Below are 21337 nucleotides of genomic sequence, written 5' to 3'. Positions count from 1 at the left end.
CCCCGCTCCGCGTGCCACCGGTCCTGCGGGCGGGGGCGGCGTTACGGTGCGGTCGGGCAGACGAGGGAGCTGACGACGGGCGGATCGGGGAACTCGCTGCCCTGGTAGGTACCGTTCGAGCCGTACTCGTAGTAGAAGTAGTAGATGCGGAAGTCCATGCGGGCGCCGATGGTGCAGTCCGAGTCGGCCGTGAAGTGGTAGGGCAGGGTCACGGTACGGCTCTCACCGGGCGCGATGGGGACCGTCGGTGAGACCAGGTTGAAGCGGACCGTCATGGGCGCGACCTCGCACCAGCTCGCACCGGTGCACCCGGTGAACTCGCGGCGCGCGCCGGCGATCGGCGAGCCCGCCTCGGAGGCGACGAGCGTCGTGTAGAGGAAGGTGACCGGGCCGGTCTGCCGGTTGGTGAAGGTCACCGACAGCGCGCCGTTCTGGCCCGGCGTGAGCGTGGTGTCGTCCAGGCTCAGCGCGAAGGAGGGCGCCGACACGGGCGCCGGCACGGGCGCCGGAACGGGCGAGGCCGCGGCGAAGGCCTGCTGGCCGAAGCCCAGCAGGCCGAGGAACAACGTCAGTGCGGCGATGAGGCGCACACGCCTCATCGCCGAAGTGGGGGTAGACATGGTCGCCCAGCGTAGGCACCCGCATTCCGCCCGTCTGCCCCGCGCTCGGGAAACCGGCCATGATCGGCCGCACACGCACGCGTTCACGAGTGAAGGGGGGCTACGGATGCTGCTGCCGCGAAGGTGCCCACCGCATGCTCAGCATCTCCATCAACTCGCTTGGTGGAAAAGTTCATTGAGCCTTCGTCAGATCAGTGAACGCGAATACGCCCCGAAGGGGTGGTTTGCGGCCGCACGACTCAAGGATTCCAGGAATCGGGGACCACGATGGAGTCCGGCGCTTCGCTCTCGAAGCACCGTCCCACCAACCGATTCCCGGATTCCCGGACTACCCGTGCGAGGAACGATGAAGCTTCTGCGTGCCCTGTCGGTGGCGGCCTCGGCCGCCGTGCTGAGCACCCTCTCGCTGGCCGGCCAGACGGCGCCGGCCTCCGCCGCCGGCTCCTTCGTGGTCAGCGAGTCCCAGTTCAACCAGCTGTTCCCGAACCGGAACGGCTTCTACACCTACCGCGGCCTGGTCGACGCGCTCAGCGCCTACCCGAAGTTCGCGGCCACCGGCGACACCCCGACCCGCAAGCGCGAGGCGGCGGCTTTCCTCGCCAACGTCAGCCACGAGACCGGCGGCCTGAAGTTCGTCGTCGAGCAGAACACCGCCAACTACTCGCACTACTGCGACTCTTCGCAGCCGTACGGCTGTCCGGCCGGCCAGTCCGCGTACTACGGTCGCGGACCGCTGCAGTTGAGCTGGAACTTCAACTACAAGGCGGCGGGCGACGCCCTCGGCATCGACCTGCTGCACAACCCCAACCTGGCCCAGAACGACCCGGCGGTGTCCTGGAAGACCGCGCTCTGGTTCTGGAACACCCAGAACGGCGCCGGCCGGATGACCGCGCACGACGCCATCGTCAACAACAAGGGCTTCGGCGAGACCATCCGCACCATCAACGGCGCGCTGGAGTGCGACGGCAAGAACCCCTCCCAGCGCGACGACCGGATCAACCTCTTCAAGAAGTTCGTCGGCGCCCTCGGCACCGACACCGGCGGCGGTAACCTCTCCTGCTGACGCACCGGCCGGCGCGTGACCGGGCGGCCGGGCCCACCGGCCTCCCGGTCACGCCCGCCAGTGCACGAAGGTCGGCGGCGAGCAGTCCCACAGCTCCCCCGCGATGCTGGTCGGCCAGGACTCCCACCCGTCGAAGTCCTCCTGGACGATGCGGCGCAGGAACTCGACCATGCCGAACGGGTGGACCGCGAAGGTCGGGTCCATGCGATCACCCTGGCGACCGGGCGCGGTGACCAGCGGGAGGCGGTGAACGGTTGCCGGGCGGACGATCCGTCGGCGTCCGATCGGTCCGTCAGCCCAGCGCCCGGAGTCAATTCCCCCGCGAATGACCGCCCTTGGCCACCGGGGCCGCGAGCAGCGGAAATGCCCGCCGGGTCACGGCGCCGGGCGGGCGGGTGGCGGTGAACGGGACCGACGATTCCTGAACGACGGGAAATGGCAGCCGAGTTGGATGGTGTGCGATCTCCTGGGAAAGCAGTGAACCGACCACCGGCGCGCAGCGTGAGGCCGCGAACACCGTCCGCAGTCACTCAGACCCCAGGAGCCCGCCCAGGTAGCGCCAACCCCGTTCACATGTCAACCACACAACCTTGAAGCGACATCCTCAACAACCATTGTGGCTCCGCAGTCCCGGCGGGTAGAGTCCCGGTCCGCCGAGTACCGAACACGTGCTCGCACGGCATTCTTTGGGGCGGGCATGACAAATAACCGCAACATCCACGGGGCCACTTCCGACCTGATTGACGCGTTCACGGAAACCGTGCGCCGATATCCCGCACGCCCGGCGATCGTCCACCACGGACAGGACCTCAGCTATCGCCAACTGAACGAATCAGCAAGCAGTTTGGCCGCACACATCGGCACCGCGCCGGGCGTGGTGGCGGTTTCGGCGACGCATACGCCGGACACCGTCATCGGCCTGCTCGGCACCCTGGCCGCCGGCGGGGCGTACTGCCCCGTCGACCCGGCGTTCCCGCCGCAACGGCAGCGGGAGATGCTGGCGGCGGTCGGGTGCCGGAAGGCCATCGGCCTCGATCCCGAACCGCTGCCGGACGCCGCCGAGTTACCCCGATTAGCCGCGACCTCCCGGGACGGCTCGGAACAGCCGGAGCGGCCGGCCTATCTGCTCTTCACGTCGGGCTCGACCGGGCAGCCGAAGCCCGTCGTCACACCGCGACGGGCGATCTCCGCCGCCGTCGACTCGCTGCGCACGCTCTTCGGCCTCACCCCCGAGGACCGGGTGCTCCAGTTCGCCTCGCTGAACTGGGACACCTGCTTCGAGGAGATCCTGCCGACCCTCACCACCGGCGCCGCGCTGGTCCTGGACCGTGAGGCGCACAGCGGGTCGTTCCCGCGCTTCCTGCGGATGATCGAGCGCGAGCGGATCACCGTGCTCGACCTGCCCACCGCCTTCTGGCACGAGCTCGTCCTGCACCTCGCCGAGGGGGGCGCCGCGCTGCCCGGGTGCGTCCGGCTGCTGGTGATCGGCGGCGAGCCGGCCAACCCGGCGCGGCTGGCCGACTGGGCCACCCTCGACACCGGACGGATCCGGCTGCTCAACACCTACGGCTCCACCGAGACCACGCTGATCACCCATGCCGTCGACCTGCACGGACCGCTCGCCGCCGTCCGGGACCGGCCCTGGGCGGCCGGCGACCGGGTGCCGATCGGCCGCGCCCTGCCCCATGTGCACGAACGGATCGACGAGCACGACGAGTTGCTGATCGGCGGACCGGCGGTGGCGCTCGGCTACCTCGGCCTGCCGGAGGCCACCGCGGCCCGGTTCACCGAGGACGCCGAGGGCGTGCGCTGGTACCGCACCGGCGACCGGGTGAGCCGCGGGCCGGACGGCGTGCTGACCCACCAGGGCCGGATGGACGGCGAGTTCAAGATCCGCGGGATCCGGGTCGACCCGGCCGAGGTGGAGGCGCACATCGGCGGGCATCCGGGCGTGCAGGCGGTGGCGGTGACGGGGGCGACCGTCGCCGGGCGCTCCGCGCTCGTCGCGTACGTGGTCCCGCGCGCCGGGGCGGCGGCCGGGACGCTGGACGCCGAGGTCCGCGCCCATCTGCGGGACCGGGTACCCGGCCACCTCGTGCCCAGTCGGATCACGGTCGTGCCGGAGCTGGTGCTCACGGCGAGCGGCAAGGTCGACCGGGCCGCCTCGCATCGCCGCCACTCGGCCCCGACCACGGCTTCAACCACGGCACCGGCACCCGCCTGCCCATAACGCTTCCGCCCTCACGCGCCCCGGGCCCGCGCACCGAACGGCCCACCACCCTCACGCGGTGCCGCCCCCGGCGCGCCGCGACCCCCGACGGTCCCTAGGAGACCCCGTTGAGCAGCGTAGACACCACCCCCGCCGACACCGAGGGCGTGACGGCGATCTTCCGTCGCGTCCTGGAGACCGAGGACGTCGCGGCGGACTCCGACTTCTTCCTCCTCGGCGGTGACTCCCTCATCGCCACCCGCGTGCTGAGCGCCCTGGCCCGGACGTACGGCGTCGAGCTGTCCTTCGAGGACTTCGTGCTCGCCCCCACCCCGGCCGGCCTCGTCGCGCTGATCGCGGGCATCAGATGACCGGCGGCAGAGCGCGCTCCGCGGTCGTCGTCGGCGCCGGACTGGCGGGTCTGACCGCCGCCGAGGGGCTGGCGGCCCGTGGGCTGGACGTCACCGTGCTGGAGGCCCGGGATCGGGTCGGCGGGCGCACGCACGGGATCGAGGTCGCGCCCGATGCCTGGATCGACGCCGGCGCCGCCTACCTCGGCGCACGACACACCGAACTCCTCGACCTCATCAAGGAGTTGGGCCTCCACACCACGCCGACCACGATGCTCGGCGCGAGCCGCTTCGCACTGGGCGGCCACGACGGCCGCGCGGACGGCGAACACGCCACCCGGGACGGCCGGTTCCCGCCGCTCAACGCGGTGGCGCTCGGCGACCTCTTCGACCACCTCGCCGAACTGACCGCCGTCGTCCGCCCGGAGGCGCCCTGGCTCACTCCGGACGCCGAGCGGCTGGACGGCCTCACCGCCGCCGAGTGGGCCGAGCAGTACCTCGACCACCCGGACGCCCGGCTGTTCTTCCCGCTCTTCCTGGGCGAGATGATGGCCGCCGACCCGGCCGAGGTCTCGGTCCTGCACATGGCCTTCTACCTGCGCTCCGGCGGCGGCCTGCGCTATCTCAACGCCTTCGAGGGCGGCGCCCAGCAGGACCGGATCGCGGGCGGCGCGCACCTGCTCTGCGAGCGGCTGGCCGGCCGGCTGGCCGAGCGGCACCACGGCACCGTCCGGCTCGGCACGGCGGTGCGTGCCGTCGCCCAGGACGCCGACGGAGTCACCGTTCACTCCGAGCGCGGCGCGACGTACCGGGCCGACGTCGCCGTGGTGGCCCTGCCGCCGCTGCTCGCCGACGCCCTCGACCTGGGACCCGCTCGCCCGGCCCGCCGGGCGGGCGAGCTGACCGGGCGCGGCTGCGCCGTCAAGGTCAACCTGGTCTACCCGTCACCGGTCTGGCGCGAGCACGGGCTCTCCGGCTGGTCGGTCAACGCGGAGGGCCCGCTGCTCTCCACGGTGGACGACTCACCGGCCGGCTCGGCGGTCGGGGTGCTCACCGGCTTCGTCACCGGCGCCGAGGCGCACCGCTACGCCGCCCTCGGACCGGGCGAGCAGCGTGCCGCCGCGGTCGCACAGGCCGCCCGGCTGTTCCCGATGCTGCCCGAGCCGGTCGGCTTCCACGTCACCGACTGGGTCAACGAGCCCTACAGCAAAGGCTGTTACGCCGCACTCTTCGGGCCCGGCGACTGGCTGCGGCTCGGCCCGACGCTGACCGCGCCTCACGGCCGGGTGCACTGGGCCGGCACCGAGACCAGCACGGAGTTCTTCGGCCTGTTGGAGGGCGCGATCCGCTCCGGCCACCGGGTCGTCGCGGAGATCCTCGACGGCGAGGCCTGACCCGCCGCCCCGGCCGACACGCACACCGGCACAACGGGCACAACCGCAAGACGGCCAGAGCACCACCGACCACCGCTCCCCCGCCGCCCGTGCTCCCGTTCCACAAGAACCGCGGGCCACCCCCCTCTCAGGAGACGCCATGAGCGACCCGAGTTCCGCCCTGAGCAGCACCCCGCCCACCCCGATCGCACCGCTCGCCGCCCGCGAGCGGCTGATGGCCGAACCCGGCCTCGGGGCGGGCAACTTCCTCGACCACGCCATCGCGGTGAACCCGAACCGCGCGGTCCCGTTCGCCTACAGCCACCACACCGACCACCGCGGCGCCGTCGTGCTGCGCGGCCACAGCCTGCTCGACCTGGCCGCACAGCGCGACCGCTACGCCGCCTGGTACCACGCCAACGGCGTGCGCCCGGGCGAGCCGGTGGCCGTGGTGATCGCCGAGGGCCTGGAGCCACTGCTGCACTTCCTCGCGCTCAGCGCGCTGGGCGCCGTCCCGGCCCTGGTCAACGACGCGATGCGGCACGACGTGATGGTCCGCTACCTCCACCACGTCGGTGTGGTCGGCGTGGTGGCCGACGACACCACCCGGCTGGCCGCCGCCTACCGCGAGGACCCGCAGCACCGCCCCCGGTTCCTCGCGCTCGCCGCCGAGGTCCGGGCCTTCGACGCGGAGTCCTCCGGCTCCCTGCCCGCCCAGTACCCGTACCGGCACGCGCCGGACGACGTGGTCGCGCTGATCCACTCCTCCGGCACCACCGGCACCCCGAAGTCCACCATGCTCGGACACCGCCAGTTCTGGGACGGCAAGCAGCCGCGCATGGTGCGCTTCCCCGCCGAGCCGTCCGACCGGCTGATGTCGCTGATGCCGCACACCCACGCGGGCGGCCTGAGCTACTTCCTCACCGCGACCCTGCTCGGTCTGCCGACCGTCGTGATGGCCGACTGGCGCCGGGCGGTGGTCGAGCCGGTGATGGAGGCCTTCCAGCCGACCATGGTCGCCTCGTTCCCCCGCACCTTCGTCGAACTCGCCACCGGGGAACTCCCGGTGAAGGGCGCCGCCAGGGTGCACTCCTGGTTCAACACCGGCGACAGCGCCCACTACGGGCACATCCGCCGCCTGGTCCGACTCGGCGAGCGCCCGGCCGGGCTGATCCGGCCCTGGCTGCTGCCGCGGGAGAAGGCGGAGCAACCCGCCCTGCCCGGTTCGCAGTTCGTCGACGGCCTGGGCTCCTCCGAGATGGGCATGGCACTGTTCGGCCAGGTGACCACACCGGAGTCGGACCGCGACGACCGCTGCGTCGGCAAGCCGCTGGAGGTGGTGCGCCGCGCCGCCGTGCTGGACCAGGACGGCGCCGAGGTGCCGGACGGCACGGTCGGGCTGCTGGCGATCGACTCGCCCTCGCGCACGCCCGGCTACTGGAACGACGGCCGGCTGACCGGCAGCTTCGAACTCGCCGGGTACTGGCTCACCGGGGACGTCGCCCGGCGCGACGCCGAGGGCCGCTTCTACCACCTGGACCGGACGGTGGACGTCATCGACACCGCGGCCGGCCCGGTCTACAGCCTGCCGATCGAGGAGGTGCTGCTGGCGGACTGCGCCGAGCTGGTCCGGGACTGCTCGGTGGTCGGCGTGCCCGGCGCCGCCGGAGAGGGCCAACGGCCCATCGCCGTCGTCCAGTTGCAGCAGGATGCGGAGTCCGCGACGGACACCGAGGTGCTGGAGGCCGCCAACAAGGCGCTCGCCGGGGCCGGCCTGGCCGCGCTCGCCGCCGTCCGGATCGCCCGCACCGCGTCGGAGTTCCCGCTCGGGCCCACCGGCAAGGTGCTCAAGCGCGAACTGCGCACCCGCTTCGCCACCCTCTTCACCGGCCAGTAGCCCCCGGATGGACGACCGCCACGCTGCGCCCGCGCCCCCCGCGCCCGCGCAGCCCTACCAGTACGTCCGCACGCCCCTGGTGGAACCCGACTGGCGCCGGCTGCCCGGCTGGCGCGAGGTGACCGGGGCGCAGTGGCGCGACGCCCAGTGGCAGCGCGCCCACTGCGTCAAGAACACCCGCCAACTGCGCGCCGTCGTCGGCGACTTGCTCACGCCCGAGTGCTATGCCCAACTCGACGCCGACCAGGCCCGGTTCGCGACGATGCCGCTGCTGGTGCCGCCGCAGATGCTCAACACCATGGCGGCGAACGCCCCGACCACCCCGGAGGAGTACACCGCCGCGTTCCTCGCCGACCCGGTGCGCCGCTACATGCTGCCGATGCTCGCCGACCGGCTCCCGCACTGGCCCAGCCACCCCAAGGCCGAGCGCGACTCGCTGCACGAGGCCGAGATGTGGGTGACCGAGGGCCTCACCCACCGCTACCCCACCAAGGTGCTGGCCGAACTGGTCGCCACCTGCCCGCAGTACTGCGGCCACTGCACCCGGATGGACCTGGTCGGCACCTCCACGCCCCAGGTCGCCAAGACCCGCCTGACGCTGCGGCCGGAGCACCGCCAGGAGCAGATGCTCGACTACCTCAAGCGCACCCCGGCCGTGCGCGACGTGGTGGTCTCCGGCGGCGACCTCGCCAACGTGCCCTGGCCGCAGCTGGAGTCCTTCCTGCGCCGGCTGCTGGAGCTGGAGACGGTGCGCGACATCCGGCTCGCCAGCAAGGCGGTGGTCGGCCTGCCGCAGCACTGGCTGCAGCCGCAGGTGCTGGAGGGCGTGCACCGGATGGCCACGCTCGCCGCCGGCCGGGCCGTCAACCTCGCCGTGCACACCCACGCCAACCACGTCCGCTCGGTGACCCCGCTGGTCGCCGAGGCGGCCCGGGCGCTGCTCGACGCGGGCGTGCGGGACGTGCGCAACCAGGGCGTGCTGATGCGCCGGGTCAACGACACCCCCGAGGACCTGCTGGACCTCTGCTTCGCCCTCCAGGGCGAGGCCAACATCCTGCCGTACTACTTCTACCTCTGCGACATGATCCCCAACGCCGAGCACTGGCGCACCAGCCTCCACCAGGCACAGCGCCTGCAGGAGGCGATCATGGGCTACCTGCCCGGCTACGCCACCCCGCGCCTGGTCTGCGACGTGCCGCGGCTCGGCAAGCGCTGGGTGCACCAGGTGGTGGCGTACGACCGCGAGCGCGGCGTCTCGTACTGGACGAAGAACTACCGCACCGGCCTGGAGGTCCGCGACGCGGGCACCGCCCCGGCCGGGCACGACGCGCTGGACCGCCTCCACCCCTACTACGACCCGGTGGACACCCTCCCCGAGGCCGGCCGCCGCTGGTGGGCGGAGCGGGCCGGGCACCCCGCCCCCCAGGAAGGAGCAGCACGGTGAACCCGTCCGCCCCGCACGATCCCGCCTCACACGACTCCGGCCCGCACGACCCCGGCCCGCTGCGCCGGATGTGCTGGATCTTCCCCGACCGCGAGTCCACCCGCACCACCGCGACCTGGCGCCACTACTTCTGGGACCTCTACGCCGAGGTGGCCGAGGAGCTGGGCCTCACCTGGTGCCGGCACGCGCCGGACGCGGTCACCGTGGACGCCACCGACCCGGCCCGCCCGCTGGTGTACGTCGACGAGGAGCCGGTGACGCCGCGGGACACCCTGTTCATCACCGCGCTCTACTCGCTGCCGTACCAGTCGATGGACGTCTTCAACCAGTACGCGCTGTACGCGGTGCTGGAGCAGGCCGGCTTCTACCTGCCGTTCCCGCCGCACATCTCGCTGATCGGCAACGACAAGCTGGCCACCGTGCTGCACCTGGCCGACTCCCCGGTCCCGCCGATCCCGTCGGTCCGGATCGGCACCGGCCGGGACGTCGCCAAGCACCACTACGAGGTGGCGCTCGGCTCGCTGACCTACCCGGCGATCGTCAAGCCGGCCGGCTGGTGCGGCGGCGGCGGCATCAACCTGGCGCGCGGCCCGGAGGACGTCCGCGGCCTGGCCAGCCTCGCCCAGGGCGGCGACACCACACTGATCGCCCAGCCCTACCTCGGCGACGGCACCGTGGACTACCGCGTCTACGTGATCGACGGCAAGCCGTACGCGGCGCTGCGGCGGGTGCCCGAGCCCGGTTCGCCGGTGGCCAACGCCAGCCGCGGCGGCTCGATGGAGTTCCCACCGGTGCCGCCCGAACTCGCCGAGGCCACCGCCTACTTCGCCGAGAAGCTGGCGATCCCGTTCTTCTGCGTGGACTTCCTGCACGACGGCGAGCGGTACTGGTTCTCCGAGCTGGAGCCGGACGGCGTGATCGCCCCGGACTTCGACGACCCGGGCCGCACCCTGCAGCGGGACATCACCCGGGCCCGCTTCACCGCCTACCGGGACGCCCACGCCAAGTGGCTCGCGAACCGCCCCCTGTCCCCCATCCTCCGATCGGACGCCCGATGACCGATGCCTTCTCCCTGCCGCCCGACGCGGCCGAGCCCCGGCTTCCCGTCGCCGCACGGACCTTGGAGCTGCTGCGGACGGTGCCCGGGCTGGCCCCGCGCTACGCCGCGCACCCCGGCGGCGTCCGCACCCTGGAGGAGCTGGCCGCCCTGCCGCCGCTGCTCAAGGACGACCTGAACACCGCGCTCGCCCATCTGGAGCCGCGCAGCACGACGGCCGCCACCTGGCTGTTCCAGAGCGGTGGCTCCACCGGCGCGCCCAAGGTCGGCTACGCGCCGACCGGCTTCTACATGGCCGGCGTCCAGGAGCACTGGCAGGCACTGGACCGCGACGACGTGTTCGCCAACGCCTGGGGCGCGGGCCGGATGTGGGGCGCGCACTTCCTCGCCGCCGCGCTCGCCGACCGCGCCGGCTGCCGGGTGATCGCGCTCGGCTCGATCACCCGCGAAGAGTACCCGGACTGGCTGGGCTTCCTCGCCGACCGGGGCGTCACCGCGATCGGCGGCACCCCGAGCGTGCTGCGCCTGTGGTTCACGCACGCCCGCGCCGCCGGCATCAAGCTGCCCGCCCTGCGGAAGGTGCTCTGGCTCGGCGAGGCCTGGCAGCCGCAGCTGGAGGAGGACCTCGCGGCCGTCGCACCGCAGGCCCGCCGCTGGGGCATGTTCGGCTCCACCGAGACCTGGGTGGTCGGCACCAACACGCCCGACTGCCCCGCGGACACCTTCCACCCGCTGCCCGACCAGCTGGTGCACGCGGGCCCGGACGGACTGCTGGACTTCACCACCCTCAACCCGGAGATGCTCAACCCGGTGCTGCGCTACCGCACCGGCGACGCGGGCGGGTTGACCGACTGCCCGTGCGGGCGCCCGGGCCGGGCGATGCGGGTGCTGGGGCGGCGCGACAACGTCGTCCAGGTGCGCGGCCTCGGCCTGCACGTCGACGAGCTGGTCGCCCGGGCCGAGCGCGAACCCGGCGTCTCCCGGGCCCAAGTGGTGATCACCGAGGACGGCGGCCGGGCCACCGGGGTGGACGTCCTGCTGCTGGCCGGCCCGGGCACGGCGGTGGACGCCGCCGCGCTGCGTACCGAACTGCTGTCCGCCACCTTCACGTTGAGCACCGCCTTCCAGCACGACCCGGAGCACGTCACGGTCCGGGTGGCGGACGCGCTGGTCAGCAACGACCGCACCGGCAAGACGGCCTCCTTCGTGGTGCGCGAGGCCACCGGCGCCGCCGCGGCGACTCCCGACACCGCGGCGGCCTCCGACGGGGAGGCCTCGTGAAGCCGCGGCGCCCGGAGGACCTGGGGCGCGGCTTCAACCTGTTCTGGGCCGGCCAGACGGTCAGCGTGGTCGGCGACCGGATCACCGTGTTCGTCGTCCCCACCCTGATGATTTTCGTCCTGCACGCCTCCGCCCTCCAGGTCGGCGTGGTGGCGATGGCCCAGTACCTCGGCATCCCGCTGCTCGGCCCGGTCGCGGGTGTGCTGGTCGACCGCTGGGACAAACGCCTCACCATGCTGGTCTGCGACCTGCTGCGGCTGGCCGCCGTCCTGGTGATCCCGCTGGCGTACTGGCTGGACTTCCTCTCCACCGCGCTGCTGTTCGGCTGCGTGGCGGTGATCAGCGGCGCGACCATCTTCTTCAACGTCGGCTATCTGATCGCCGTCCCCGCCGTGGTGCCCGAGGACCGGATGGTGCGCGCCTACTCCCGGCTGGAGGGCAGCAACTCGGTCTCCGAGGTGGCCGGGCCGTCGATCGCCGCCGGCCTGTACAGCGCGCTCGGGGTGGGCGCGCTGCTGGTGGACGCGGCCAGCTACCTGGTGTCCGCCGCCTGCTTCCGCTCGATGCGGCCGTGGGGCGAGCGGACCGTCGTCGAGGGCACCGTGTGGGAGCGGCTGACCGCGGGCTTCCGGATGAACTGGGCCGACCCGGTGCTGCGCCGGGTGGTGCTGGCGGCCGTCACGCTCAACTCCGGCGGGCCGGTCTTCGTCACGGTGCTGCCGGTGCTCGCCTACCGCGGCCTCGGTGTGTCGGTCGGCGTGCTCGGCGCCGCGATGTCGGTCGGCGCGGTGGGCGCGCTGATCGGCGCCGTGGTCGCGCCGCGGATCAGCGCACGCCTCGGCCTGGGGCGGACGCTGGCCTGGTCGCTGCTGCTGCACTGCCTCGTCGGGCTCGGCGTACTGGCCGCGCCCGCACTGCCCGCCGGACCGGTGATCGCGGTGACCATGGGCTGCTACGGCTTCTTCATGTCCTGCATCAACGTGTGCAGCGCGCCCACCCGGCAGTCGCGGATGTCCGCCGAGCACCAGGGCGTGATGCACGCGGCGTTCCGCACCGTCACCTGGGGCGTGATCCCGCTCGCCGCGCTGGTCGGCGGCCTGGCCGTGTCGGCGCTCACCGAACCGCTGGGCATCCTGGACGCGGCCCGCTGGGTGATGGCCGGCGGCACCCTGCTGGCGGCCTGCTCCTTCCTGCCCGCGCTCGGCATCCAGCCCCGGATGGACGCCGCCGCCCGCGCGGAGAAGCAGCAGACGGCGGACGTCTCACCGGAGTTGACGGAGAGCGCGTCATGAGCGGCGACGTCCTGCTGATCACCGGCTGCTCCTCGGGCATCGGCCTGGCCACCGCCGTGGCCGCCGCCCGCGCCGGGTTCACCACCGTCGCCACCCTGCGCGATCCGGCCCGCTCCGAAGCCCTGTGCAAGGCCGCCGAGCAGGCCGGGGTCACCCTGGACGTCCGCCCGCTCGACGTCACCGACGCCGCCTCCGTCACCGCCTGCGTCGACGGCGTGGCCGCGGCGTACGGACGGCTGGACGCGGTGGTCAACAACGCCGGCGTCTCCAACTTCGACCCCACCCTGGAGATGTCCACCGACGCCGCGCTGCGGGCCAACCTGGAGGTGAACTTCTTCGGCGTGATCGCCGTCAGCCGCGCCGCGCTGCCACTGCTGCGCGCCTCCGGCGGGCGGCTGGTCACCATCGGCAGCGTGCACGGCGTGGTCGGGCAGCCGTTCAACGAGGCCTACTGCGCCGCCAAGTTCGCGGTCGAGGGCTTCATGGAGAGCCTGGCCCCGGTGGCCGCCGCGCACGGCGTGCGGGTCTCCGTCGTGGTGCCCGGCTTCGTGCCCGACACCGGGTTCGGGATCTTCCCGGACATCGACCGCCGCACCATCGCGGCGGCCTCCGGCCCGTACGCGCCCACCTTCGCCGACTACCTGACCTGGGTCGCCGGCCAGGGCTGGGAGGCCGCCGGCCAGCCGGCCGCCGAGGTGGCCGAGGGGGTGCTGCGGACGCTGCGCGCCGAGCGGCCCGCCTTCCGCGTGCCCACCAACGCCTGGGCCGCCGGCCATCTGGCCCACAAGCTCGCCGACCCCGACGGCTCGGCCGTCCAGACCCTCGCCCGCGGCTGGATCGGCCTTCCCGATTCCCCCTGACGCATCCCCAGGAGCCCCGCCATGCCCGCCAAGCCACTCCCCGAGTTGGTCGACTTCGCCCGGCGCAACTCCCCCTTCTACGCCGAGCTCTACCGCGACCTGCCGCCGCGGATCGAGCACCTCGCCCAGCTGCCGCTGATCGAGCAGACCGCCTTCTGGGCCGCCAACTCCTGGCCGGACAACCGCCTGCTCACCGGCCCGCTGACGGACGCCGGCGTCTACAAGACCGGCGGCACCTCCGGCGTCCCCAAGTTCTCCCCCTGGTCGCGCACCGAGCACACCGACTCGGTCACCGCCTTCGGCGCGGGGCTCGTCCAGGCCGGCCTCAGGCCAGGCCACCGGGTCGCCAACCTGTTCTGGGCCGGCGAGCTGTACGGCGGCTTCCTCTACATCGAGAACGCCCTGCACCACGCTCCGGTCGAGAACGTCCGGCTGCCCGTCGGCGCCGCGCCCGAGGCGTACATCGCCGACCTGATCCACGACTTCGGCGTGGACGTGCTGGCCGGTGAGCCGATGAAGCTCAGCTCCGTCGCCGAGCACCTGGTCAAGGAGGGCAGGGCCGCCGAGCGGATCGAACTGCTGCTGTTCGGCGGGGACCTGCTCTTCGCCGACCTGCGCCCGATCCTCTCCCGGGCCTTCCCGAACGCGGCCGTCTCCTCGATCGGCTACGCCTCGGTGGACGCCGGTCTGGTCGGCGCGCCGGTGCCCGGCGACGACGTCCGGGTGCACGAGGCCTTCCCGAATCGGACGGTGGTGGAGCTGGTCGACGACACCACCGGCGAGCCGATCACCGAGCCCGGGGTGCCCGGCCGGGTCGTGGTCACCAACCTGTTCCGCACCCTGATGCCGATCCTGCGCTACCCGACCGGCGACCGCGCCGAGTGGGTCGACGTGGAACGCGGGCGGTTCCGCCTGGTCGGCCGGTCCACCGAGGGCGCCCGGGTCGGCACGGTGGCGATGCCGACCGAGGAGATCCGGGCCGTCCTGCTCGCGCACGACCCGGAGCAGGTCATCTCCGGCCTGCAGATGGTGCAGCGGCGCTGGGACGGCAAGGACGGGCTGATCCTGCGGCTCGGGTACACCGAGCAGCCGCCGGCCGGTCTGGCCGGGCGGCTGGTCGAGGCGGTCTACAAGGCGCGGCCGCTCTATCCGGACGACGTGGCGGCCGGGGTGATCCACGACCTGGTGATCGAGTGGGTGCCGCGCTCGGAGCTGGTCACCAACCCGCGCACCGGCAAGCTCCAGCAGGTCATCGACGAGCGTCCGCCGGCCTGACCCCGGGCGCCGCCCGGGCGGGTGTCCCCCGCCCGGGCGGCCCGGCCCTCGACGTGGCCGCTGTTCAGCCCTTGTGCGGCGCTCCGGCCAGCATCACGCTCTGGCCGCGGAACTCCGCGATCACCTTTCCTGCCGCGTTGCGCACCGTCACGTCGTAGACGCCGGTGCGCCCGGAGCGGGTGCGCTCCACCGCCTCGGCGGTCAGTTCGTCCCCCACCGCCGCCGGTGCCAGGAACGTCACCTGCGCGGCCTGGGCGACCGTCACCGGGCCGTAGCTGTTGCAGGCGTAGGAAAAGGCCGCGTCGGCGAGCAGAAAGAGAAAACCGCCGTGTGCGATGCCGTGGCCGTTCACCATCGCCGGGCCGATCGTCATCCGCATCACCGCGCGCCCGGTGGACACCGCGTCGAGCGCGATGCCGAGCCCCTGGCAGGTCCGGTCCCGCTGGTAGAGGGCGGCCATCCGGGACTGCGGCACGGACGCCTCCGCCGATGCCCCGGAATCGGTGACGGCCTCGGTTTCCACGCTCATGACGCCCTGCTTTCCCCGGGAACTGCCCGAAACGGTCGGTGTCGGTGTGCCGTGCGTGCGTATTGCACCCGCATTACACCGAGGCCCGCGACGGGCTGTCAACGGCCTCAGGACGAGGACGGAACGTCGGGTGGGGGAATTCAGAGCAGCCGCTTGATGTCACCCCGGGCCCGGTAGAACGAGCCGCTGCCGGACTCCAGCACCTCCGCCACCAGGTACCGCGCGCCCGCCACCCGGATGTCCTTCGGGAACTGCACCCGGCGCAGCGGGTCGAAGCCCGGCGACACCACCCGCACCCGCAGCCGGGCGCCGTCCTGCACGCACTCGACCTCGATGCCGCCCGTCGCCGCCGCCGACCCGACCGTCACCGACTCGATCGCGGCGCCGGCCACCGCCGCCGTCCAGCCGCTGCCGTCCACCTCGGCGGCCTGCGGCAGCCGGCCCTCCTCGGCCGCGCGCACGGCCTGCTCGCTCGCGTCCAGGCAGACCAGCGAACCGTCCGTGGTCACCAGGTAGAGCCGGCCGTCGCGGTACTGCATGCTGTACGCCGAGCCGCAGCCGGTGCCGAGCTTCCACAGCCGGGTGCCGTCGGCCGCGAAGCAGTACACCGAGGAGTGGTTGTCGCCCGCGAACACGTAGCGGCCGTCGGGCGAGGCCGCGCAGGAGAACACCGCGGCGTCGCAGCGGTAGCGGGCCGCCTCGGAGCCGTCCGCCTTGCGCAGCCGGTGCACCGAGCCGCGCGAGGTGCCGGCGAACACCTCGTCGCGCTCCTGCCAGCCGAACAGCACCGCGCCGTCGGTCCCGGTGTGCCACACCGGCGCGCCGCCGCGCGAGGCGTAGCGGGCCACGCCGCGCGAGTGGCCGTGGTAGACGCCGTCGGCGTCGCAGCGCACCATCCAGCCGTCGGTGCCCTCGGCCTTGCGGCGCCACTGGAACTCGTCCTCGTGGTCGACGGTGGTGATCCCGCCGCGCGCGTCGGCCACGCCGAGCACGCCGTCGTGGATGTCCAGCCAGTAGATGTCGACGTCCTCGGCTATCTCGTACGCCACCCGCGGCACCTTGCCGCCCAGGTCGTACACCTTGCCGTCGTCGCAGCCGGCGTAGATCCACCAGTCGTCGGCGACGATGCACTTGACGCCGTCGGGCAGGCCGTAGCGGCCGGTCACCTCGCCGTCGTGGGTGAGGGTGTAGACGTCGCCGCGCTCGTTGCCGACCCAGGCGTGCTCCTCGCCGACGAAGATGCCGAACGCCGCCGCGCCGGAGCGGAACCGCCACAGCACCGGCGCCTGGCGGGCCGTCGAGCGGGTGCTGACGATCGCCCGGCGCGTCACCGCCCGCCGCTGCCGCACCCCGCGCACCGCCGGGGCGTAGCCCTTGCGGACCTTCTCGCCGATCTTCTTGGCGGCGGCCGACGCGGCCTTCTCCGGGGAGGGGTAGCTGGTGGTCTTGGTCTGGCCGCTCTCGCCGATCCGCCCGTAGGTGATGGTGACGGCCGCCCCGCTGACCAGGACCTCGTAGAACTTGTGCGCGCTGCCGCTGTCCTCGGACAGCTCCAGGTAGGTCGACTGGGCGTCGGTGGCGGTGGCTGACATGGCGTGGGCCCCTTCCGGGCACGGCGTGGTGTGGGCCGCCGGGTGTCTCGGTGCCCGGCGACACCTCAGAACCTAGCCGCCGGTACCGACAACGGCGCCGCCGGGCCCTGCGGGCGCGGAGTCTGCCCGAACGGACCTTCCGCCCCGCGCACCTCTCTGACAGCATCGTCCGCTATCCGGTCACCCGGCACCGGGGAACACGGGTACCGCTCACGGGGCAGGGGGGAGTCGGCGGATGCGGGACCTGGCGGCACCCTCCGCGCCCGTCGCGCACGCCGGCCACCGGCCCGCGCGGTGGGTTCGCACCCGGCTGCGGGCCGCACCCTGGACGGCACTGCTCAACGCCGTGCTGGTGTTCGCGGTCGTACTGCTCGCCACCGGCCTGCCCCGGGGCGTCGACCGCGGCGAGGACGCCGCGCTGCGCGACTTCCTGCGCGACCGCGGCATCGACGCGACCAGCCTGGTCACCACCGCCGGGCTCCGCCAGGGCGACGACTCCGCCGAACTGGACGCCGTCGCCGAGCGGCTGACCGCCCACACCGGCGGGGAGTTCCGTGTCTCGGCGGGCGGACCGGTCTACGGCGTGCAGGGCAGACAGGCCCGGACCCTCACCGACCCGCAGCTGTCCCGGCCCGACGGCCCGTCCCCCAAGCTGTCCCTGCGCCACCTCGCCGGCCTCGCCGAGCACACCGCCCTCGCCGAGGGCCGGTGGCCCTCGCCCGTCCCCACCGACCGGCCGCTCCAGATCGTGGTGTCGCGGACGACCGCCGAGAAGCTCAACATCCGGGTCGGCGACGTGCTGACGGCCGAACCCCTCCCGCTCGTCCCGCCCTCCCCCGGGACGGAGGTGGTCGGCACCTTCGACGTCCACGACGAGGCCGACCCGTACTGGACGGACCTCGCCTGTCTGACCAGGCCCTGCCTCAGGATCCCCGACACCTTCGAGCGGCTGCGGCTGTGGGAGGCCACCGGCCTGACCAGCGGCGACGACCTTCCCGGCCTCCAGCGGTGGACGGACGGCGGACAGCTCTCCTGGCGGCTGCCGGTCGACACCGACGCGCTGCGCGCCGACCGGCTGGCACCGGCCGCGCGGGAGCTCGCGAGCTATCTGACCGGCCCCACCGCCGTCCGGCTCGCCGCCGGGACCGGCCGCTCCGACCTGCACACCTTCTCCTCCCTGCCCGAGCTGTTCGACCTGGCCACCGCCCGCCGGGACGCCGCCGCGCCCCTCGCGGCGATCGGCCCGGCCGGGCTGGCCGGCGTCGTCGTGGTGGTGCTGTGCCTGGCCGCCGCGCTGGCCGCCGACCGGCGCGGCCCCGAGCTCCTGCTGCTCCAGGCCCGCGGCGGCTCCCGCCGGGGCGTGCTGCGGCGGCTGCTCGGCGAGGGCGCGGCCTTCGTACTGCCCGGGGCGGCGGCCGGAACGCTGCTCGCCCTCCTGCTGCTGCCCGCCCCGCGCTGGGGCAGCGCCGTGCTCGCCGGGACGGCGGCCACCGCCTTCGCGCTGCTCGCCTTCCCGGCCCGCGCGTTGATGCTGCTCCGGCCGCGCACCCGGGGCCGACAGGGCGCGCGCGGCGGCGGCGCGCGCCGGGTGGTCGGCGAGTTCGCCGTGCTCGCCGTCACCGCCGCCGCCGTGGTCGAGGTCCGCCGCCGCGGCGCCGCCCCGCCCGGCACCGGGATCGACCCGCTGCTCGTCGCCGCCCCGCTGCTGGTCGCGCTCTGCACCGGCCTGCTGCTCGCCCGGTTCCAGCCGCCCCTGCTCGGCGCGCTCGCCCGGGCGGTCGGCCGCCGGCGCGGCGCGGTCGGCTTCCTCGCGCTCGCCGGGGCGGCGCGCGGCTCCGGTGGCCCGGGCGGATCGGGTGGCTCGGGCGGATCGGGTGGCTCGGGCGGATCGGGTGGCTCGGGTGGCCGCCCCCGCCCGTCCGTCCTGCCGGTGCTCGCGCTGCTGCTCGCCGTCACCACCGCCGGGTTCGGCGCGAACCTGCTCGACGCCGTCGACGCCGGCCGCACCCGCGAGTCCCGCCTCGCCACCGGTGGTGACGTCATGGTGAGCGCGCCCAAGGGCTTCGGCCTGGCGGCCTCCTTCACCGAGGCGGCCGGCCGGCTGCCCGGCGTCCGCGCCGCCACCGCCGTCACCCTGCTCACCGACGCCGCCGTGCTGCGCCCCGGACAGCGCCACCTCACCATCAGCCTGCTCGTGGTCGACCCGCCGGCCTACGCCGAGATCTCCCGCTCCCTCGGCCGCGGCGCCTTCGACCCGGCCCGGCTCGCCGCCCCCGACGGCCCCGTCTGGCCGGCCGGGCGCGACGTCCCCGTCCCCGCCCTCTACTCCCGCGGCCTGGTCGAGCAGCTCGGCGGCCACGCCGGGGCCGAACGGATCTACCTCACCAGCACCGGCGAACTGCGCGCCCAGTACGCGGGCACCGTCGACGCCACCCCCGCGCTGCGCGACTCCACCCACCCCTTCATCGTCCTGCCCATCGGCCCCGCCGCCGCCCGGGCGCCCGAACTGGCCGACCACGGCCACTGGTTCGCCGTCGGCGACCCCGACGAGGCGGCCGTCCGACGGCTGCTGCACGACCAGCCGGTCCACCCCCTGCTCGCCGACACCGCCAGGCTGAGCGGCGTCCCCTACGTCGGCCCGCACCCCGACGACATCCCTGACGGGTACCTGCTGAAGACCGCCTCCGGCCTCACCGCCGCGCTCGCCGACGACCCGCTGCAGCGGGCCGCCGCCCGGGTCTTCCTGGCCACCACCGTTGGCGCCGGCGCCTTCGCCCTGCTGGCCGCCCTGCTCACCCTGCTACGGGCCGCCCCCGACCGCGCCGCCGCCCTGGCCCGGCTGCGCACCATGGGACTGCGCCCGCGCCAGGGCCTGGCCCTCATCCTGGTCGAGGCCCTGCCGCAGACCCTGCTCGCGGCGGCCGGCGGCGTCCTCGCCTCACTCGCCGCCACCGCCCTGCTCGGCCCCGCCCTCGACCTGTCCGCGCTGCTCGGCACCCCCGTCCCGCCGGGCCTGCCGCTCCGCCCCGCCGCCGTGCTGCCCCCGGCCCTCGCCCTCACCGCGCTGGTCGCGGCCGGCGTGCTCGCCGAGGCCGTGCTGACCGGCCGCCGCCAGGTGACCACCGACCTGCGGGTGGGCGACGCGCCCTGAACACCCGGGAGTTCAGGCACCGACCGAGGCCAGATAGGCACCGACCAGCTCGGGTGTGGCGAGCCAGGCGGCGTGGTCGGCGGGCTCGGCGTAGGTGTTGGCGAGCCGCCGGGCCACCGCCTCGTGCTCGCCGGCGGCGGCGAACACCGCCTGGAGGTGGTCGGGCATCGTCAGCAGCGCCGCCGTCAGCGCCACCCCGTGCCGGGCGTGCCGCTCCCAGAACTCCTCGAAGACCTCGGCCATCCACGCCGCGGTGAACGGCCCGTCCCCGCGCTCGACGATCGCCCGCAGATACGCGTCCGCCGCCCGCGCCGCGCTGTTGGCGCCCTGCCCGGTGATGGGGTCGTTCACCACCACCGCGTCCCCGATCCCCCACACGGCCACCCCGTCCCCCAGCTCCGCCACCGGCCGCCGCACCACCGGGGTGAGCGCCCCGTACAGCGAACCGCCGGGGTCGGTGGGCTCGGCGGCGCGCCACAGCTCCGCCTCCCAGGGCAGGTACTTCCCCATCAACTCCCGCATCCTGCGCAGCTGTTCGACGCCGTCCGGCCGGTCGCCGAAACAGTCGAACGGACTGCCCGGCAGCGCCTCCCACAGCAGGATGTCGCACGGCCCGGACAGCGTCAGCGCCGGCTGCAGGTACAACTCCCCCACCCCGGGCACCGCGTGCATCCGCGCCCGCGGCCCGGCCGCCGGATCCGGCGCCCCCACCCCGTGCGCGTACAGCGCCGCCAGCCGCCGCTGCGGCGCGTCGAACGGCGAACGGGCGCCGTCCCGTTCGAAGATGCCCGCCAGCTCGCCGCGCCCCGCCGCGACCACCGTCAGATCGTGCGCCGCCGCCACCTCCCGCAGCCCGGCGAGGTCCAGCTCCCGGTACTCCACCCGCCCGCCGCGCTCCTCCACCAGCTCCAGCCAGCGCGCCAGCTTCACCCGCTGGTCCACCGAATGCGCCGGCTCGTCCAGCGTCATGGTGAACTCCAGTGCCCGAAGCCCGGGTTCGGGCACCAGCACGGCATCCACCGACCGCACCCCGGGCGCCTCCCCCTCCCACAGATCCAGCCCCGCCGCCCGCTCCACCCGCAACGCCGGCCCGAACATCGCCTGCGTCGACATCACCCGCCCACCCCGCACCTGAGCCGGCGTCCGCGCCGCCACCACCGTCACCTCGTACCCGCCCGCCCCCAACAGCCCCAACGCCACCTGCAACCCCGCCTGCCCCGCCCCCACCACCGCGATCCGACGCACAGCGCAACCTCCGTACCGACGAGCCAGTGATCTGACGAAACGTCAGTTCTACCGCCTGGAAGCACGACAGGCCAGCACCACCCCGGCCCGGCGGGGCGG

Annotated in this window: 17 protein-coding genes; 12 read left to right on the top strand and 5 right to left on the bottom strand. The window is 74.0% G+C overall.

What is annotated here, in order from left to right; genetic code table 11:
* Nucleotides 1–41: 41 nt before the first annotated feature.
* On the bottom strand, nt 42–620 hold the full coding sequence (locus ACFVVU_RS22845; RefSeq protein WP_387791862.1) for a hypothetical protein: 579 nt from the start codon (nt 618–620) through the stop codon (nt 42–44).
* A gap of 346 nt (nt 621–966) precedes the next feature.
* On the opposite strand from ACFVVU_RS22845, the gene ACFVVU_RS22840 reads away from it, so the two are divergent.
* Nucleotides 967–1683: a chitinase gene (locus ACFVVU_RS22840; protein ID WP_380690239.1), complete on the top strand. Its 717-nt coding sequence runs from the start codon at nt 967–969 to the stop codon at nt 1681–1683.
* Nucleotides 1684–1731: 48 nt separating this feature from the next.
* On the opposite strand, the gene ACFVVU_RS22835 is transcribed toward ACFVVU_RS22840, so the two are convergent.
* Nucleotides 1732–1887 (bottom strand): hypothetical protein, encoded by a 156-nt coding sequence (locus tag ACFVVU_RS22835; RefSeq protein WP_380684386.1) that lies wholly within the window; start codon nt 1885–1887, stop codon nt 1732–1734.
* Nucleotides 1888–2380: 493 nt separating this feature from the next.
* Between ACFVVU_RS22835 and ACFVVU_RS22830 the strand changes: the two genes are divergently transcribed.
* The 10 genes from ACFVVU_RS22830 (at nt 2381) to ACFVVU_RS22785 (ending at nt 14721) form a co-directional block, all read left to right on the top strand.
* Complete coding sequence (locus ACFVVU_RS22830; protein ID WP_387791859.1) at nt 2381–3913, top strand: amino acid adenylation domain-containing protein; 1533 nt, start codon at nt 2381–2383, stop codon at nt 3911–3913.
* Between the two features lie 107 nt (nt 3914–4020).
* A complete protein-coding gene (locus ACFVVU_RS22825) occupies nt 4021–4263 on the top strand; it encodes a phosphopantetheine-binding protein (protein ID WP_380684388.1) in 243 nt (80 codons plus the stop codon).
* Entirely contained in the window at nt 4260–5636 is a 1377-nt protein-coding gene (locus ACFVVU_RS22820) for a flavin monoamine oxidase family protein (protein ID WP_387791858.1), read from the top strand. Before ACFVVU_RS22825 ends, ACFVVU_RS22820 begins: the two co-directional genes overlap by 4 nt.
* A 139-nt stretch (nt 5637–5775) precedes the next feature.
* Entirely contained in the window at nt 5776–7512 is a 1737-nt protein-coding gene (locus ACFVVU_RS22815) for a class I adenylate-forming enzyme family protein (RefSeq protein ID WP_380684390.1), read from the top strand.
* A 7-nt stretch (nt 7513–7519) separates the two neighbouring features.
* Nucleotides 7520–8956, top strand: a complete 1437-nt coding sequence (locus ACFVVU_RS22810; RefSeq protein ID WP_387791856.1) for a KamA family radical SAM protein — start codon at nt 7520–7522, stop codon at nt 8954–8956.
* The gene (locus ACFVVU_RS22805) at nt 8953–10014 is read left to right on the top strand and encodes a RimK family alpha-L-glutamate ligase (protein WP_387791854.1); all 1062 of its coding nucleotides are present in this window, start codon (nt 8953–8955) and stop codon (nt 10012–10014) included. Before ACFVVU_RS22810 ends, ACFVVU_RS22805 begins: the two co-directional genes overlap by 4 nt.
* A complete protein-coding gene (locus tag ACFVVU_RS22800) occupies nt 10011–11294 on the top strand; it encodes a phenylacetate--CoA ligase family protein (protein ID WP_387791852.1) in 1284 nt (427 codons plus the stop codon). The genes ACFVVU_RS22805 and ACFVVU_RS22800 overlap by 4 nt, the downstream gene beginning before the upstream one ends.
* Nucleotides 11291–12586: an MFS transporter gene (locus ACFVVU_RS22795; RefSeq protein WP_387791850.1), complete on the top strand. Its 1296-nt coding sequence runs from the start codon at nt 11291–11293 to the stop codon at nt 12584–12586. Before ACFVVU_RS22800 ends, ACFVVU_RS22795 begins: the two co-directional genes overlap by 4 nt.
* Nucleotides 12583–13446, top strand: a complete 864-nt coding sequence (locus ACFVVU_RS22790; protein WP_387791848.1) for an SDR family NAD(P)-dependent oxidoreductase — start codon at nt 12583–12585, stop codon at nt 13444–13446. Before ACFVVU_RS22795 ends, ACFVVU_RS22790 begins: the two co-directional genes overlap by 4 nt.
* A 21-nt stretch (nt 13447–13467) precedes the next feature.
* Nucleotides 13468–14721 carry a phenylacetate--CoA ligase family protein gene (locus ACFVVU_RS22785; RefSeq protein ID WP_380684396.1) on the top strand — a complete coding sequence of 418 codons (1254 nt, stop codon included), beginning with the start codon at nt 13468–13470 and terminating at the stop codon, nt 14719–14721.
* A gap of 64 nt (nt 14722–14785) precedes the next feature.
* On the opposite strand, the gene paaI is transcribed toward ACFVVU_RS22785, so the two are convergent.
* Both paaI and ACFVVU_RS22775 read right to left on the bottom strand, forming a co-directional pair.
* Complete coding sequence (gene paaI / locus ACFVVU_RS22780; protein ID WP_387791846.1) at nt 14786–15250, bottom strand: hydroxyphenylacetyl-CoA thioesterase PaaI; 465 nt, start codon at nt 15248–15250, stop codon at nt 14786–14788.
* Nucleotides 15251–15390: 140 nt separating this feature from the next.
* Entirely contained in the window at nt 15391–16842 is a 1452-nt protein-coding gene (locus ACFVVU_RS22775; protein WP_387791845.1) for a WGR domain-containing protein, read from the bottom strand.
* Between the two features lie 235 nt (nt 16843–17077).
* On the opposite strand from ACFVVU_RS22775, the gene ACFVVU_RS22770 reads away from it, so the two are divergent.
* Nucleotides 17078–19993 (top strand): hypothetical protein, encoded by a 2916-nt coding sequence (locus ACFVVU_RS22770; protein ID WP_387791844.1) that lies wholly within the window; start codon nt 17078–17080, stop codon nt 19991–19993.
* Between the two features lie 12 nt (nt 19994–20005).
* Here ACFVVU_RS22770 and ACFVVU_RS22765 read toward each other — a convergent pair whose 3' ends face one another.
* The gene (locus ACFVVU_RS22765) at nt 20006–21238 is read right to left on the bottom strand and encodes a styrene monooxygenase/indole monooxygenase family protein (protein WP_387791843.1); all 1233 of its coding nucleotides are present in this window, start codon (nt 21236–21238) and stop codon (nt 20006–20008) included.
* Between the last annotated feature and the right edge of the window lie 99 nt (nt 21239–21337).

It is taken from the genome of Kitasatospora sp. NPDC057965, from assembly GCF_042887135.1.
GTDB lineage: Bacteria > Actinomycetota > Actinomycetes > Streptomycetales > Streptomycetaceae > Kitasatospora.
The sequence above is the reverse complement of the archived record's forward strand: the minus strand, read 5'-3'. Positions and strand labels throughout refer to the sequence as shown.